Genomic DNA, 15,742 nt, shown 5'->3' on the forward strand with positions numbered 1-15,742 from the left:
GGAGCCGCCGATGCTGGTTGAGCGGCGGGCGTGAAGATATTCTTCGATGGCGGATGCCGCCCTAATCCGGGGGCGATGGAGATTGCGGTGGTCGCGGGCGGCCGGACGATGATCCTGCGCGACATCGGCAGCGGCACCAGCATGGACGCCGAATGGCTCGCGCTGATCCACGCGCTCGAGCTCGCGCGGGCGCTGGGCGTCGCCGATCCGGTGCTGATCGGCGATTCCGCCGATGTGATCGCCAAGGCCAATGGCGCGGTCAAGGCGCGCGGCGCCGCGGCCGAACATTGCGCGCGGTTTCGCGCGCTGGCGGCGGAGGGCACGCCGCCGCGCGTCCGCCACGTGAAGCGCTCGCACAATCTTGCGGGTATCGCGCTGGCGCGGCAGCACGCGCGATGACGCTGCTCCTGTTCAACAAGCCGTATGGCGTGCTGTGCCAGTTCACCGACGAGGGAACCGGGCCGAAGCGTCCGACCCTGGCCGATTTCGTCGACGTGCCGGGCGTCTATCCGGCCGGGCGGCTCGATCTCGACAGCGAAGGGCTGCTGCTGCTCACCGACGACGGCAAAATGCAGGCGCAGATCGCCGATCCCAAGTTCAAGCTGGCCAAGACCTATCTGGTGCAGGTGGAGGGCGCGGTCGGCGAGGCGGCGCTCGCGGCGCTGCGCGGCGGGGTCCGGCTCAAGGACGGAATGACGCGCCCGGCCGAGGCCGAGCGGATCGCCGCGCCCGAATTGTGGCCGCGCGATCCCCCGGTGCGGTTCCGCAAGACGGTGCCCGATGGCTGGATCCGGCTGACGATCCGCGAGGGGCGTAACCGCCAGGTCCGGCGGATGACCGCGGCGGTCGGCCACCCGACCCTGCGGCTGGTGCGCTGGCGCATCGGCGATTGGTCGCTCGACGGGCTGGCGCCGGGCGAATGCCGATCGGGCTGAGGCGCGCGGCCGGAGGTGCGGTAAGGCTATCAATTCGCGTCGCCACGTCGCAATGTGAGGGCATGAAGCAATCGACAGCCATTTCGATCGCCACTGGCGTCGCCGCCGCTGCCCTGGGCGGCCTCTTCCTTTATTCGCGCGCGACACGGCCCCCCGTAATCAACCGCGCCGTGCCCGAACCGGCCAAGCCGGTCGACCTCGATCGCTATCTCGGCAGATGGTACGAACTCGCGCGCCACGAGAACCGCTTTCAGAAGGGACTCGACGCGGTCACTGCCGACTATACGCTGCGCGACGACGGCAAGATCGGGGTGGTCAACAGCGGCTGTCAGGGCGGGCCGAAAGGCACGCGCAGCTCGGTCGAGGGCCGCGCGATCGTCGCCGACGAAGCGACCAACGCCAAGCTTAAGGTCTCGTTCTTCGGGCCGCTCTACACCGGTGACTATTGGGTGCTCGATCGCGGCGATGATTATGACTGGTCGATCGTCGGCGAGCCGAGCGGGCGCTATCTATGGCTGCTGAGCCGTGACGCGAAGCCGGCGCCTGCCGTGATGGAAGCGCTACTCAAGCGCGTCGAGGCGCTCGGCTATGATCGCTGGGCGCTACGGATGACGCAGCAGGGGTGACGGCGAGCCGGCGCTTCCCTTAGGTAGCGATCGGGCATACATCCAGCGGACATTGCACCCACGGCCACCGCGCTACTGCGGCGGGAGGAAGGTGGAGATGGCCATGGCGAGACGTGCGCGACCTCCCGCAAAGCCTGAAAGCCAGGGTATGCCGCTGGCCACTTTTGCGGTCGGCAACAGCACGGATGCTTTCGAACAGGAGGCCGACGGCGTCGCGGCCCAGCTGAATGGCGCTGAGCAGCAACCCGTCCAGGCAAAACCCCTCGATGCCGGCAGCTTTCGCCGAATCGAGGCACCGTCCGTCGTCCAGGATGCCATTGCCTCGTCCGGACAGCCGCTCCCGCCGCAGACGCGCGCTTATTTCGAGCCGCGTTTCGGGCGCGATTTCAGCGGCGTGCGGGTCCATAGCGACGATCGAGCACGGCAAGCTGCGCGCGCGCTCGGTGCGCGCGCTTATACCAGCGGCGACCATATCGTCTTCGGCGAAGGGCAATATCGTCCTGCCTCCGGCGACGGCCGTGGACTGCTTGCCCACGAACTGACTCATGTCGTTCAGCAGGATGGGCGACAGGGCGTGCTGCAGCGAAGCCCCTTGTCGGAATCGGTGAAGGCCGCATGGGAGAAAGAGCCCAAGATCGAGGCATTGCTCGCGCGCTTGTCCCAGGCCGACGTCCAGGGCGCGCAAGCCGACGCCGACGTCGATGCGGAGATCGCGCGGCTTCTCGTGGGGCGTCCGGACGAATTGTGGCTCGCGCAGAAGATCCGCGCCCGCGAGCTCGGCAAGACCACCGGAGAGTCGGGTCCGAAGGATGAGTCGCGCAAACCCGTGGCGCGCCCGGTCCAGGCATATTTCTTCCGCGGCTCGACCGAGCGGCGGGCGCTGGTGATCGCGGGCGTCCACGGCTCCGAGAGGCAAGGCATGGAAGTGGTGGAAATGCTCATGGCCGACCTTGCCGCGCAGCCGACGCCGCCTCTTCTCAGCGTGGTCGTCGTGCCAAGCCTGTTTCCCGACAGCAAGGCGAAGGCGGACAACCTCGTCGACAACAAGCAAAGCGGCTGGGCCCTGCAAGCGGCACGCGAAAGCGCCTTCGAGGGCCGGACCGTGGAGACCAATCGCAATTTCCCCGATCCCGCGAAAAACCTGGCGGCCTCGAGAAATGCCAAGGGCAAGCCGATCGACGCGGTCGGCAATCCGATCGCACCCGAAAACCAGATGCTGATGGAATTGATGGAGCGCTTTCGCCCGGAGCGGATCATCAGCGTCCATGGTACCTGGAGCGCGGGTTCCGCCGGCGTGTTCTACGATCCGCGCGAACTCCGCGAGGACGAACGCGCAGCATGGCAACCCGTGCCGCGCCAGTCGCGGTCTTCCGAAAGCGAAGGATATGGCGACGCGGTAAACGCTGCTCAGCGAAAGGCCTATGAAGCGCGGCTTCGGGCGGCAGCGTCAGGAACCGACCTAAATCTGTCGCTGCGCGCCGCGGCTGCGATCGACGGCGCGACATCGAAGATTGCGGGCCGCGACAGCCGCAAATTTGGAAACACCGATCAGGACAAGAAGCGCGCGCAGCACCCTTCAGTGGCGGGCAATGTTGGCGAGAGCGGCAATCTCGACTTCGGCTTCTGGAGCGGCGGCACGAGTAGAGGGGTGTCACTGGGCGGATATGCGCCGGCGCGGGGCATGTCGGTGTTCACCGTCGAGCCGCCGCTCAATTACCGCAGCGACGATCCCACGCGACTGGACAAGCTTACCGCGGCGGATCGCAAGCTCGAAATGAAAGCCTATGCGGACGCCATTCGGACCGTCCTGCTCGGCACGTAGCGCCTCGCCCCGGCGAGATCGAATTGCCGCCTTCCGCCGCGGCGGACAGCCGACTATCAGAGCCTCGGGGAGGGATGCATTCACATGGCTTTGACCGGACTCGATATTGCCGTTTTGCTCGCGATCGGCGGCGCGGCGGTGCTCGGATTCATTCGCGGATTAGTCACCGAGGTGCTTGCATTGGGCGCGTGGCTCGCGGTGGTGCTGGTGCTCAAGCTGTTCCACTCGCCGCTTGCCGGGGCAATGGCGGGGATGGTCGGCACCGCGCAGGGCGGGGCGGTGCTCGCCTTCGCGATCCTGGCCGGCGCCACCTATCTGGGCGGGCGGCTGGTCGCCAACACGATCGGGTCGCGGATGCGCGACAGCTTCCTCGGGCCGATCGACCGCGCGCTCGGTTTCGGCTTCGGCGCGCTCAAGGGGCTGGTGCTGGTCAGCATCGCCTTCCTGCTGCTCGTCCTGGTGTTCGACACGGTCGGGGGCGGCCCGGCCGGGCGGCCCGACTGGATCACCCACTCGACCACCTATCCTTTGCTCGACAAATCGAGCGCGACCGTCGCCGACTTCGTCGACCGCCGCCGCAAGGGCAAGCCGGTGTTCGGCGACAATGAGAGCGAAGCGAACACGACGCACTAAAGGGGTCGCATCTCGCGGCGCGCTTCCCTAAGTCGAGAGCGAAATGAACGCGCCGCTCTACAATACGCAGATCCTCCGGCTCGCCGCCGAGATCCCCTTTCACGAGCGGCTGGCCGATCCCGGCGCGAGCGTCGAGAAGCGCTCGCCGGTGTGCGGGAGCCGAGTGACGGTCGATGTGGACCTTGATGAAACGGGCCGGATCGCCGCGGTGGGGATGCTGGTGCGGGCGTGCGCGCTCGGGCAGGCGTCGGCCGCGCTGATGGGCGCGCACGTCGTCGGGCGGACCGCCGTCGAGTTGGAAACGGCGCGCGATCAGCTAACCGCGTGGCTGGCGGGCGAGCGCGATGCACCGCCCGATTGGCCAGGGATGGAGATCTTCGCACCCGCCCTCGCGCATCGCGGACGCCATGCCTCGATCCGCCTCGCTTTCGAGGCGGCGGCACAGGCTGCGGTCGAGGCGCGGCGCTGATGGAGGACCATTCGGGCCTTTCGCTGCTCCATGACGGCGTGCCGCTGCTCGGCTTCGCCTTGGTGTTCGTGCTGATCTTCCGGCGGCTCGGGCTCGGCGCGACGCTGGGCTTCCTCGTCGCCGGCGCGGTGGTCGGGCCGCAGGTGCTCGGACTGGTCGGCGACGCCGAGAGCAAGCTCGGTATCGCCGAGCTCGGCATCGCGCTGCTGCTGTTCCTCGTCGGGCTGGAGCTCAGCCCGTCGCGGCTGTGGCGGATGCGTCGCGACATTTTCGGGCTCGGGCTGTTGCAGGTGACTTTGTGCGGTCTCGCGGTGACCGCGATCGTCTGGGCGGCGGCGCACAGCTCGCTCGCGGCGGCGCTGGCGCTCGGCCTCCCGCTCGCGCTTTCCTCGACCGCGCAGGTGCTGCCGTTGCTGCAATCGGCCGGGCGGCTGCGCACGCCGTTCGGCGAGCGCGCCTTCGCGATCCTGCTTTTCCAGGACTTGTCGATCGTGCCGCTGATCACGATCGTCGCGGCGATGTCGCGCAACCCGGCCGACATGAACGGCCCGCCGGGCTGGCTGCTCGGAGTGTACACGATCGTCGCGATCGTCGGGCTGATCCTCGCCGGCCGCTACATATTGCGTCCGGCGTTCCGGCTGATCGGCAATCTCGGCGAGCGCGAGATGTTCGTGTTCGCCGGGCTGTTCACCGTCATCGCCAGCGCCGCGATCATGGAGATGCTCGGGCTGTCGGCGGCGCTGGGCGCGTTCATCGCGGGCGTGATGCTGGCGGATTCGCCTTATCGCCACGAGCTCGAAGCCGATGTCGAGCCGTTCCGCGCGATCCTGCTCGGATTGTTCTTCCTCGCGGTCGGGATGACGCTCGACCTGCACGCGATTGCGGAGCGGCCGCTGTTCGTCGCCGGGCTGGCGCTCGCGCTGATCGCGACGAAGACGCTGCTGATCACCGGGCTGGCCCTGTTGTTCGGGATGAAGCGGCGCTCGGCCTTCGCGCTCGGCGTGCTGCTCAGCCAGGGTGGCGAGTTCGGCTTCGTGCTGTTCGCCCAGGCGCAGTCGGCGATGCTGATCACCGGCGAGGCGGCGAGCATCTTCGGCGCGATCGTCACTTTGTCGATGGCGACCACGCCGTTCCTGATGATGGCGACCAAGCGGCTGCGCGCCGAACCCGAGCCGAGCGCCGAAGGGCTGGACGGCCCGCAGCAAGAGGGATCGAACGCCGTGGTGGTCGGCTATGGCCGCTTCGGCCAGACGGTCGCGCAGATGCTGATCGCGCAGGGGATCCCGGTGACGATCGTCGACACCGATGTCGAGATGATCGAGACCGCGAATACCTTCGGCATGAAGGTCTATTACGGCAACGGCACCCGCACCGATATCCTGCGCCAGGCCGGCGCCGCCGATGCCGAGCTGCTGCTGTTCTGCCAGGATGGCGACGGGCTCGACACCGAGGCGCTGGAAGGCATCCACCACGCCTTTCCCAAGGCGACGATCTTCGTGCGCGCCTATGACCGGCGCAGCGTGATGAAGATGAAGGGCGCGCCGATCGCGGGCGCAGTGCGCGAGGTGCTGGAGAGCGCGATCGTGATGGCGCGCCGCGCGATGGATGCGGTGGGCGTGACGGTCCAGGAGATCGACAAGACCGAAGCCGAATATCGCCGCCGCGATTATGAGCGCCTGAAGCTCCAGCGCGAGACCGGCGACCTCCGCGCGGGGATCGACGGCATGTTCACCCATACCGCCCAGGCCGCCGCGGCCGAGACCGATCTCGAGCCCAAATGAGACTTGTGACCGTGCTCGCCGCGCTGTCAGGCGCGCTTGCCGTGGCGGCCGGGGCGTTCGGCGCGCACGGCGTCGCGGGGCAGGCGGCCGAATGGCTCAAGACCGGCGGGCAGTATCAGCTGGTTCATGCGGTCGCGGCGCTGGTCGCAGTGCGGATGGAGCAGCGGGCGCCGGCCTGGCTGTTCGTCGCCGGCGGCGCGATCTTCGCCGGCACGCTCTATCTGATGGCGCTCGGCCTGCCGCACTGGCTGGGCGCGATCACCCCGATCGGCGGCGCGGGGCTGATCCTCGGTTGGCTGTGGCTGGGCGTTTCGGCGACGGGAAGTCGCTGAATCGGCAGGCGCAGTCCGGAAGCGGGCCTAGCCCGTCACGATCTTCTCGATCTGCGCGGCAGTCACCGGGTGGTAGGTCGGCCGCGCCTCATCGAAGAAGCGCCGGGCGATCGGCCGGCCCCAGTCGCCCTGCTTGATCAGCCCCTCATAGATCGGACGGATCAGCAGCCCGCGCCCGACGCTCTTCACGAAAGCGCGGATCGACGGAAGCGCGGGATCGTAGCGGTTGGCGATTGCCAGCTCGGCCCAGGCGCTTCGGACATAGGCATTGGTAGAGCGCGACAGCCCGAGCGTCTCGTCGAGTTCCTTGAGCCGCGCCGGGGTCTGCTCCCGCGGCAGGCCGTTTAGAAAGCGCAGCCATTGCTGCGTCGCCCAGCCCTTGGGGTCGACTGCCGACACCGGCCCGCCCGCCTTGACCGCGGCGAGCTGCGCATCGACCTTGGCGAGCGTCGCCGACGGAACGTGCACGGCATTCTCGGGAAGCCCGGGCTGATAGGTCCAGCGATCGAGCTGGAGCTTCGCCTCGAGCGCCTTGTCGCTTTTGATCAGATTCTTGCGGATATCGGCAAGGAAGCCCGCGCTGGTCTGCGGCTGGAAGGCGTGGCGGTCGAAATAGGAGCGCAAATACGCATCGAAGCGCGGTCGACCGACCGCGCGCTCGATCGTGCGCAGGAAGGTCGAGCCTTTGAAATAGTCGAGCTGGCCCGCGGTCGCGCCGGGATCACCGTGGAGGCGGGTGGTCGGCGCCGCCTGGCCGCCGGCCTCGGCGATGTCCTTGTTGAGCCCGTCCCAGTCGAGATCGGCGTACATCGCCGCCCGCTCCGGGCCATAGACCGCCTCCATGATGCGGTTCTCGAAATAGGTGGTGAAGCCCTCGTTGAGCCAGGAATCGGACCAGGTCGCGTTGGTGACGAGGTTGCCCGACCAGCTGTGCGCGAGCTCGTGCGCGACGACGTCGGTGTTCGAGCGGTCGCCGGTGACGATCGTCGGGGTGAGGAAGGTGAGCGTAGGATTTTCCATCCCGCCGAAGGGGAAGCTCGGCGGCAGCACGAGCATGTCGTAGCGGCCCCAGCGATAGGCGCCATACAGCGCTTCCGCGGCGTCGATCATCTTCTCGACATCGCCGACCTCGTACGCCGCGCCTTCGAGCTGCGAGGGTTCGGTCCACACGCCCGAGCGCGGGCCCGTCGCCTTGAAGGCGAGGTCGCCGACCGCGAGCGCGATCAGATAGGGCGGCACTGGCTTGTCCATGCGGAAGCGATAGCTGCGCTTGCCGTTGGCGGCGGGGGTGCCCGCAGCGCCGTCGCGGCGCTCGCCGCTCATCACCGCGACGAAGCCGGCGGGGACGGTGATTCGGGCATCCCAGGTCTGGCGGATGCCGGGACTGTCCTGGGTGGGAATCCAGCTGCGATTGTTGATCGGCTGGCCCTGGCTGAACAGATAGGGCTTGGCCTTGCCCGCGGTGAGCTCGGGGGCAAGCCATTGCAGCGCCGAGGCGCCGGCTTTGGTGCTGTAGCGGATCGCGATCCGGTTGCCGGTCGCCGGAAGGTCGATGGCGAGCGCCGAGCCTAGCTCCTTGTCGCGCGGGCCGACGGTGTAATGCAGCGGCCTGCCGTCGGCAGTGGTGACCGCTGCGATGTCGAGATCGTCGACATCGAGCACGATCTGCTTCGCGCCAGGCGCGCGCAGGATGTCGAGCAGGGCGCGGCCGGCGAGAGTCTCGGTTTCGAAATTCACGTCCAGATCGAGATCGACATGCGTCACGCGCGCGACCTGCGGCAGTGCGTGCGTCCAGACGTCCTTCGCTTCGGGGGTCGTGAGGATCGGCGCGGGCTGCGCCTGCTGGGCAGCTGCAGGCGCGGCAAGGGCGATCAGCGAAACGGCGGCGAGCGCGGAAGGGAAGATGTGCATGCGCCGCTGCTATGCCGATCGCGGCTGAACGGCAACTGCATGATCCTCCCCGGAACGGGGAGGGGGACCGCGCCCGCAGGGCGTGGTGGAGGGGGCGTGCCGCGAGGGGCGCCCGATGAGGAGAGCCCCCTCCGTCAGCGCTTCGCGCTGCCACCTCCCCGTGCCGGGAGGATCAGGGCAGTTCGCTCGGGGTCAGCCGGATGGGGATCGGCTCGATTGGGTGCCAGCCGCGCTCGGCGAGCACTTCGTTGCTCTGCACCGCGCGGCGCCCGGCGGCACGGTCGAGCGACCAGGTGATGTGATAGGTGCTGCCGTCGGGACGATCGGTGGTGCCGCCGATTTCGACGACCAGCGCTTGCAGGCCTTCGCCGTCATCGACCTCTCCCACGATTTCGCCGGCAGTTTCGGCAGGGAGGGGCGCATCGGTCTTGGATGCGAGTGTGACGTGGTGCGCGATCACTTCGGGCCAGATGGGCGGGAAGCGCGCAAGCAACGCGGCGCGGTCGCCTTCGTCGAGCAGCCAGCCGATGGTGCGTAGGGTCATGCCAATCAACGTTGCTGGGAGGGTTTCGGTTCTTCGACTATCCCTACGTGTTCCTCTAAGGGCGCAGATTCCCGGTAGACTATCTGCACCCCGGCGACTGAGGACTCCTTGCGGAATACCCGGCTCCGCTCGGCATAGACGATCGAAAGCTTCCTCGGTGCCGTCCAGCTCGGACGTAGCCAGATCGCCGGGCCTTCGGACCGCGCGGCGTCGTGGTCGCTATCCGCGGTGAACACGATCCGCGCCTCGGATTGGGGCTCGTTTGGTCGGCCGATCGCAACGTTGGTCAGAAAGTCCGTCGTCGCGCCGCAATCGCGTACGAAGACATAAGCGATGAAGCCCGAAGCCGGATCGCGGTGGCGTGAGAGTAGCGTGTTGCCGCACATGTTGTCGGCGCAGCCGCCCAGAAGTGTCAGCGCGGCGATCGAAACGACAGCCGGGCGCATCTAGCCGCCGGCGCGTGGTTGTTCGTCGAGGAAGGCGGCGACGTCCGCCAAGTCTATCGTCTTGTCCAGGAACGTCTGCCCGATCCCCCGCGCGAGCAGGAAGGGCAGGGTCCCCGCGGCCATCTTCTTGTCGTGGAGCATGTGCTCGACCAGCCGCTCGCCGCTCGCCGTGATCCCTGCGGCCGCGAGGCCATCGGGGAGGCCGATCGCGCGGAGATGCGCGGCGACGCGTTCGGCTTCCTGGCCCGAGCAAAGTCCGCGGCGCGCCGAATAGGCGAAGGCCAGCGCCATGCCGGCGGCGACGCCTTCGCCGTGGAGAAGCTTGTCTGAAAAACCGGTCTCGGCCTCGAGCGCGTGGCCGAAGGTGTGGCCGAGATTGAGCAAGGCGCGCTTGCCGGTCGTCTCGCGCTCGTCCTCGCCGACGATCCGCGCCTTGGCGGCAACCGAGTGCGCGATCGCATATTCGCGGGCGGACGGGTCCCCCGCGAGCAGCGCGGCGGCATTAACCTCGCACCATTCGAAAAAGGCGAAATCGTCGATCAGCCCGTATTTGACCACCTCGGCATAGCCGGCGCGCACTTCGCGCAAGGGGAGGGTGTCGAGCACCTGCGGGTCGATCAGCACCAGCGCCGGCTGGTGGAACGCGCCGACCAGGTTCTTGCCGGCGCGGCTGTTGATCGCGGTCTTGCCGCCGACCGAGCTGTCGACCTGGGCGAGCAGGGTGGTGGGGATCTGGACGAAGTTGCAGCCGCGCTTCAGGATCGCGCTCGCGAAGCCGACGAGATCGCCGATCACGCCCCCGCCCAGCGCGATGACATGGTCGCTGCGTTCGACGCCGAGTTCGAGCAGGCGATCGGTGAGCGCCTCGAGTTGCGCCCAGCTCTTGGTCGATTCGCCGGGAGGAAGCACGATCGCATCGCTGGCAACGCCGGCATCGGCAAGGCTCGCCTGCAGCGTCGCGAGGTGGGGCCGGAGATTTTCGTCCGTGACGATCGGCATCGAGCGGCCGCGGGCGAGCGGCGCCAGCGCGTCGCCGGCGCGGGCGAGCAGGCCCGCTTCGATGCGGACGTCGTAGCTGCGGTCGCCCAAGGCGACGGGGACAATGGTCAAGTGCGGATCGCCTTCAGGATTTCGTCGACGGTGGTGTCGTGCGGGGCGACGACGCTCTGCACGCGGATCGGGGCGAGCGCATAGAAAGGATTTCTTACCCCCGCCAATTCGGTGAGGATTTGCTCGGGATCGCGCCCGCGGAGAAGCGGTCGGGTGTCGCGGCGGCGGACGCGGTCGGCAAGCACCGCGGGCTCGGCGTCGAGCCAGATCGCGATCGACTGGTCGAGGATCAGCGCGCGGGTATCCTCGTTGATGAACGCGCCGCCGCCGGTGGCGATCACCTTGGGGGTGCCGTCGATCAGCCGGGCGATGACGCGGCGCTCGCCGTCCCGGAAATACGGCTCGCCGAATTTCTCGAAGATATCCGAGATGCTCATCCCCGCCGCCGCCTCGATCTCGTGATCGGCATCGACGAAGGGCAGCCGCAGCCGCTGGGCGAGGCGCCGGCCGACCGTGGTCTTGCCGGCGCCCATCAGCCCGACCAGCACGATCGGCTTGCCCTTCCAGGGCCAGTCTTGGGCATGCGCTTGCAACATCGTCGGGGGGCTATACAGCGAGGGCGGGTCTCGGGCAAAAGGCCCGCGTAATTCTCAAATTTTGGACCTTTCCATGTCCCGTTCGCTCGTCGCGCTCATTGTCGTCCTCCTCGTGTTGGTGGGGGGAATCATCTTCCTCTCGACGCGCAGCACCGAGAAGGAGCCGGTCCGCATGGAGAAGGTGGTCCCGCTTGATAACCTCACGAACTAAGGTTTCGCGGATCGGATGGGCGGCGCTCCTGCTCGCCGGCGTGGGGATGCCCGCGCTGGGGCAGGACACGCCCGAATCGCTGCTGCCGCCGGGCTTCGACGAGCCCGCACCGACGCCTTCACCAGCGCCAGGACCGTCGGCCGCGCCGACACGCAGTGCCGATCCGCTGCCGCCGGTCGACGGCGTGACGCCGCCTGCCGATACGACGCTGGGCAATGCTGCCGCCGGTGAAGTGGTGTCGGACGTTCCCGTCGATCTCTCCAAATACGAGCTGCCCGAATTTGCCAGGCATTCGCTCGGGCGGGTCGGCGCGTTCGCCGCGGGCAATGCCGCATTTCCCGCCGATTCGTTCGGAGTGAGCGACGGGCGCTTCCTGCAGGTGCTGATGCGGCGGATGAACGCGCCGGTCGCCTCGCGCTGGGCGTCGATCGTGCTGCGCCGCGCGTTGATGTCGCCGCTCGATACGCCGCGCGAAGTGAACGGTGCAGACTTCGCCGCCGATCGCGCCTGGACCTTGCTGCGGATGGGCGAGGCCAATGCCGCGCGCGCAGTGATCGAGGATGTCGATACCGACAACTATACGCCGTGGCTCTACCAGGTCGCGATGCAGTCGGCGCTCGCCTCGGGCGATCCAGCGGCGCTCTGTCCTATCGCCGACAAGGGCGCGGCGGCGATCGCCCAGCGCGGCTGGGCGCTGGCGCAGGCGATGTGCCTGGGGCTCGCCGGCAAGCCCAACGAGGCGGGGCAGTTGTTCACCCGCGCGCGTTCGGGGACGAGCCCATCGGACATCGACAATCTGCTCGCCGAAAAGGTGCTCGGCACCGGCGCGCAGGGACGCCGCGCCGTCACGGTCGAGTGGAATGCAGTGAGCCAGCTCACCGCGTGGCGCTGGGGGCTGGCCACCGCGACCGGCGTGGAGGTGCCCGCCGATCTCTATCAGAGTGCCGGTCCGCAGGTGCGATATTGGCAGGCGCTGGCGCCAAATATCGACCCGGCCGCGCGCGTGACCGCGGCCGAGCTTGCGGCGACCGCGGGGGTGTTCTCGAATGCCGGGCTGGTCGACCTTTATTCGGAGATCGAGCAGGGCGGCGATACGGGGCCGGCGCAGACCGTCGCCCGCGATCTGCGCACCGCATATACCGACGGCGATGTCGGCAATCGGGTCAAGGCGCTGCGCACCCTCTGGGACGGGGCGAGCACCCCGCGCACGCGCTACGCCCGGCTGATCCTCACTGCACGTGCCGCCTCGTGGATTCCGGCGAGCGCCAAGGTCGAGGAACCCGATCGGCTGATCGCATCGATGCTGTCGTCTGGCTATGATTCCGCGGCGTTCGAGTGGCGCGGCGTCGTCAAGCCGGGCAGCGAGGGCTGGGCGCTGCTCGCGCTCGCCGACCCGGGCAATGCCGGGATCGCCGCGGGCGACGTCACCGCGTTCGCCGACGGCGCGTCTCGTCGCAAGGCGCAGATGCTGCTCGCCGGACTCGCGGGGCTCGGCCGGATGAGCGCGAGCGAGGCACAGAACGCCGCGGCGACGCTCGACGTGCAGATCGGCGGGACCAATGCCTGGACCCGGGCGATCGATGCCGCCGGCGAGGGCGGCGAGCCGGCGACGGTGGCGCTGCTCGCCGGGATCGGCATGCAGTCGGTTAGCTGGGATTATGTCGCGCCCGAGGCGCTGTTCCACATCGTCGCGGCGATGCGCGCGGCGGGGATGGCCAATTATGCGCGGATGATCGCCGTGGAGGCGGTCACGCGGTCGGCTTGACCCAGGCTGCCGACCGCGCGCTGATCGAGCGCTTTCTCGAGATGATGCAGGCCGAGGCGGGCGCGGCGGGAAACACGATCGCGGCGTACGGCACCGATTTGCGGCTCGCCTCCGAGCTGCTTGAGGGCCGGCTCGGCACCGCGGGGCCGGGCGAGATCGAGCGGCTAGCGGGCGAGTGGCAGGCGCTGGCGCGCTCGACCGTGGCGCGCAAGGCGGCGGCGCTCCGGCGATTCTTCGGATTTCTCGCCGACGAAGGGCTGCGCCAGGACGATCCGAGCGCCGCGCTGCCGCGCCCTGGGACGACGCGGGCACTGCCCAAGGTGCTCAGCATCGAGGATGTCGACGCGCTGTTCGCGGTGATCGCGGCACGCCAGGCACAGGTGCCCGCCGATCCGCTCGACCTCCGCCTCGCGGCGTTGATCGAACTGCTCTACGGATCGGGGCTGCGCGCGACCGAATTGGTGTCGCTGCCGCGCAACGCAGTGGCACCCGACCGGCCCTATCTGATCCTCAAGGGCAAAGGCGGGCGCGAGCGGCTGGTGCCCATCTCGGACCGTGCGCGCGCGGCGGTGGCGGCGTGGCGCGAACATGTCGCGGTCGGGCGGCCGTGGCTGTTCCCGTCGGGCAAGGCGCATCTGTCGCGGGTGCGGCTCTACCAATTGGTCCGCGCGCTGGCCGCGGAGGCGGGGATCCCGCCCGACCGCGTGAGCCCGCACGTGCTGCGCCACGCCTTCGCGACGCATCTGCTCGAAGGCGGCGCCGACCTGCGCGCCCTCCAGGCGATGCTCGGCCATGCCGACATCGCGACGACCGAGATCTACACCCATGTCGACAGCAAGCGACTGGTCGAACTGGTCAATGCGCGACACCCGCTGGGAGAGGCGCTGAGCGCCAAGCCTTCATCCCGTTCGCCCTGAGCTTGTCGAAGGGCCGTTCTTCTTTGATGGCGCAGATAGAAGAACGGTGCTTCGACAGGCTCAGCACGAACGAGGTGCGGGCGGTCCTCGTTGACGCAAAGCGCGGCGCGTCCTAACCGCCAGCGATGGCAACCTTCCTCGACTTCGAGAAACCGATCGCCGAGCTGCAGAGCCGGATCGACGAACTGCGCCGCACTGCCGAGGGCGGTGCGGTAGACATCCAGGCGGAGATCGGACCGCTTCAGGTCAAGGCCGAGAAGCTGCTCCAGGACACGTACGCCAAGCTCACGCCCTGGCAGAAGACCCAGGTCGCGCGGCATCCGGAGCGACCGCACTTCAAGCATTATGTCGCCGGGCTGATCGAGGACTTCATGCCGCTGGGCGGCGACCGCGCCTTCGCCGACGACGACGCGATCATCGGCGGGCTCGGGCGCTTCCGCGGACGCCGGGTGATGGTGATCGGGCATGAGAAAGGCGACGATACCGCCAGCCGGCTCAAGCACAATTTCGGGATGGGCAAGCCCGAGGGTTATCGCAAGGCGATCCGGCTGATGCGGCTGGCCGACAAGTTCCGCCTACCGGTGCTGACTTTGGTCGACACGTCGGGCGCTTTCCCGGGGGTGCAGGCCGAGGAGCGCGGCCAGGCCGAGGCGATCGCACGCTCGACCGAGATGTGCCTCAACCTCGGCGTGCCGCTGGTCGCGACGATCCTCGGCGAGGGCGGCTCGGGCGGTGCGGTGGCGCTGGCCGCGGGCAACGAAGTGCTGATGATGGAGCACGCGGTCTATTCGGTGATCTCGCCCGAGGGCTGCGCGTCGATCCTGTGGCGCACCGCCGACAAGGCCGCCGATGCCGCCGAGGCGATGAAGGTCACCGCGCAGCACCTCAAGGAGCTCAAGGTGATCGACGGGATCATCGCCGAGCCGCTGGGCGGTGCGCATCGCGATCCCGGCGCGGCGGTGCTGGCGCTCGGCGATGCGGTGGAGAAGGCGCTGGACGGGCTCGACGGCCTGCCGCCCGAGGCGCTGCGTCAGGCGCGGCGCGCGAAGTTTCTCGCGATGGGCCGCATCTGAGGCGAAAATATCGGAGGCGTATGAACCGCTTCCGTGACCTTTGACTATCGCAAACGAAAAGGGCGGCGGAACCGAGGTTCCGCCGCCCTTCGCGTAGCTAGAAGCCGAAAGGCTTAGCCGACCTTCATGTTCGACGAAACGTTCGTGAAGGTCTTGTTGAGCTGGTTGCCCAGGCCCTGCATCGCGGCGATTGCGGCGACGGCAATGAGAGCGGCGATCAGGCCGTACTCGATCGCGGTGGCGCCCTTGGAATTCTTAACGAAGTTGCGAATCTTCTGCATAACCGGTCTCCAACGTTCGGAAGTACTTCATTCACCCGGCCGGCCCGGAGATCCGGTACGGCATCAACGTTCCTAGGGAAGGGAAGTAAATAAACGGCTAAATCGGGCAATTACGTAGCAATTAACCGTATTTAGCTCGCGGTCTGGACCTTGGTGCTGACGTTGTTCCATATGCCGGTCGTCACGTTGCCGACCTCGATCAGCGCCGCCATGATGGCGAGCACGATCAACGCACAGATCAAGCCATATTCGATCGCCGTCGCCGCCTTCGAATTGCGGATCAGGCGACGAACCGTCTCAACAAGGGCTCGCATACCGCCCACTTCTCCTCCACAGGATGGGGCGGAACT

19 protein-coding genes are annotated in these 15,742 nt (G+C 68.1%); 12 read left to right on the plus strand and 7 right to left on the minus strand.

The window, feature by feature from the left end; genetic code table 11:
- Positions 1-30 precede the first annotated feature (30 nt).
- The 8 genes from AC3WJI_RS11415 to AC3WJI_RS11450 all read left to right on the plus strand — a co-directional run bounded on the left by AC3WJI_RS11415 (position 31) and on the right by AC3WJI_RS11450 (position 6,598).
- Positions 31-399 carry a ribonuclease HI gene (locus AC3WJI_RS11415; protein ID WP_492757392.1) on the plus strand — a complete coding sequence of 123 codons (369 nt, stop codon included), beginning with the start codon at positions 31-33 and terminating at the stop codon, positions 397-399.
- A complete protein-coding gene (locus AC3WJI_RS11420) occupies positions 396-935 on the plus strand; it encodes a pseudouridine synthase (protein WP_492757393.1) in 540 nt (179 codons plus the stop codon). The genes AC3WJI_RS11415 and AC3WJI_RS11420 overlap by 4 nt, the downstream gene beginning before the upstream one ends.
- 62 nt (positions 936-997) lie before the next feature.
- On the plus strand, positions 998-1,561 hold the full coding sequence (locus AC3WJI_RS11425) for a lipocalin family protein (protein ID WP_492757394.1): 564 nt from the start codon (positions 998-1,000) through the stop codon (positions 1,559-1,561).
- A 148-nt stretch (positions 1,562-1,709) separates the two neighbouring features.
- On the plus strand, positions 1,710-3,383 hold the full coding sequence (locus AC3WJI_RS11430; RefSeq protein ID WP_492757395.1) for an eCIS core domain-containing protein: 1,674 nt from the start codon (positions 1,710-1,712) through the stop codon (positions 3,381-3,383).
- A gap of 84 nt (positions 3,384-3,467) precedes the next feature.
- A complete protein-coding gene (locus tag AC3WJI_RS11435; protein WP_492757396.1) occupies positions 3,468-4,016 on the plus strand; it encodes a CvpA family protein in 549 nt (182 codons plus the stop codon).
- A gap of 43 nt (positions 4,017-4,059) precedes the next feature.
- Positions 4,060-4,485 (plus strand): iron-sulfur cluster assembly scaffold protein, encoded by a 426-nt coding sequence (locus AC3WJI_RS11440; protein WP_492757397.1) that lies wholly within the window; start codon positions 4,060-4,062, stop codon positions 4,483-4,485.
- The gene (locus AC3WJI_RS11445) at positions 4,485-6,266 is read left to right on the plus strand and encodes a cation:proton antiporter domain-containing protein (RefSeq protein WP_492757398.1); all 1,782 of its coding nucleotides are present in this window, start codon (positions 4,485-4,487) and stop codon (positions 6,264-6,266) included. Before AC3WJI_RS11440 ends, AC3WJI_RS11445 begins: the two co-directional genes overlap by 1 nt.
- Positions 6,263-6,598: a DUF423 domain-containing protein gene (locus AC3WJI_RS11450; RefSeq protein ID WP_492757399.1), complete on the plus strand. Its 336-nt coding sequence runs from the start codon at positions 6,263-6,265 to the stop codon at positions 6,596-6,598. The genes AC3WJI_RS11445 and AC3WJI_RS11450 overlap by 4 nt, the downstream gene beginning before the upstream one ends.
- Before the next feature lie 27 nt (positions 6,599-6,625).
- Here the strand turns inward: AC3WJI_RS11450 and AC3WJI_RS11455 are convergent, their stop codons facing one another.
- The 5 genes from AC3WJI_RS11455 to AC3WJI_RS11475 form a co-directional block, all read right to left on the minus strand.
- Positions 6,626-8,509, minus strand: a complete 1,884-nt coding sequence (locus AC3WJI_RS11455; RefSeq protein WP_492757400.1) for a M1 family metallopeptidase — start codon at positions 8,507-8,509, stop codon at positions 6,626-6,628.
- Between the two features lie 172 nt (positions 8,510-8,681).
- A complete protein-coding gene (locus tag AC3WJI_RS11460; protein ID WP_492757401.1) occupies positions 8,682-9,053 on the minus strand; it encodes a hypothetical protein in 372 nt (123 codons plus the stop codon).
- Positions 9,054-9,058: 5 nt separating this feature from the next.
- Positions 9,059-9,499, minus strand: a complete 441-nt coding sequence (locus AC3WJI_RS11465; RefSeq protein WP_492757402.1) for a hypothetical protein — start codon at positions 9,497-9,499, stop codon at positions 9,059-9,061.
- Entirely contained in the window at positions 9,500-10,609 is a 1,110-nt protein-coding gene (gene aroB / locus AC3WJI_RS11470; RefSeq protein ID WP_492757403.1) for a 3-dehydroquinate synthase, read from the minus strand.
- Positions 10,606-11,145 (minus strand): shikimate kinase, encoded by a 540-nt coding sequence (locus AC3WJI_RS11475; RefSeq protein WP_492757404.1) that lies wholly within the window; start codon positions 11,143-11,145, stop codon positions 10,606-10,608. Before AC3WJI_RS11475 ends, aroB begins: the two co-directional genes overlap by 4 nt.
- Before the next feature lie 73 nt (positions 11,146-11,218).
- Between AC3WJI_RS11475 and AC3WJI_RS11480 the strand changes: the two genes are divergently transcribed.
- The 4 genes from AC3WJI_RS11480 to AC3WJI_RS11495 all read left to right on the plus strand — a co-directional run bounded on the left by AC3WJI_RS11480 (position 11,219) and on the right by AC3WJI_RS11495 (position 15,111).
- Positions 11,219-11,356, plus strand: coding sequence for a hypothetical protein (locus tag AC3WJI_RS11480; protein ID WP_492757405.1), 138 nt, complete (start codon positions 11,219-11,221; stop codon positions 11,354-11,356).
- A gap of 46 nt (positions 11,357-11,402) precedes the next feature.
- A complete protein-coding gene (locus tag AC3WJI_RS11485) occupies positions 11,403-13,121 on the plus strand; it encodes a hypothetical protein (RefSeq protein ID WP_492757434.1) in 1,719 nt (572 codons plus the stop codon).
- On the plus strand, positions 13,118-14,038 hold the full coding sequence (locus AC3WJI_RS11490) for a tyrosine recombinase (protein ID WP_492757406.1): 921 nt from the start codon (positions 13,118-13,120) through the stop codon (positions 14,036-14,038). The genes AC3WJI_RS11485 and AC3WJI_RS11490 overlap by 4 nt, the downstream gene beginning before the upstream one ends.
- Before the next feature lie 125 nt (positions 14,039-14,163).
- On the plus strand, positions 14,164-15,111 hold the full coding sequence (locus tag AC3WJI_RS11495; RefSeq protein ID WP_492757407.1) for an acetyl-CoA carboxylase carboxyltransferase subunit alpha: 948 nt from the start codon (positions 14,164-14,166) through the stop codon (positions 15,109-15,111).
- A gap of 113 nt (positions 15,112-15,224) precedes the next feature.
- Here the strand turns inward: AC3WJI_RS11495 and AC3WJI_RS11500 are convergent, their stop codons facing one another.
- Both AC3WJI_RS11500 and AC3WJI_RS11505 read right to left on the minus strand, forming a co-directional pair.
- A complete protein-coding gene (locus AC3WJI_RS11500) occupies positions 15,225-15,392 on the minus strand; it encodes a Flp family type IVb pilin (protein ID WP_492757408.1) in 168 nt (55 codons plus the stop codon).
- A 131-nt stretch (positions 15,393-15,523) separates the two neighbouring features.
- Positions 15,524-15,706, minus strand: a complete 183-nt coding sequence (locus AC3WJI_RS11505) for a Flp family type IVb pilin (RefSeq protein ID WP_492757409.1) — start codon at positions 15,704-15,706, stop codon at positions 15,524-15,526.
- Positions 15,707-15,742: the final 36 nt, after the last annotated feature.

The organism is Sphingomonas sp. FW306-1B-B10E (assembly GCF_058782005.1).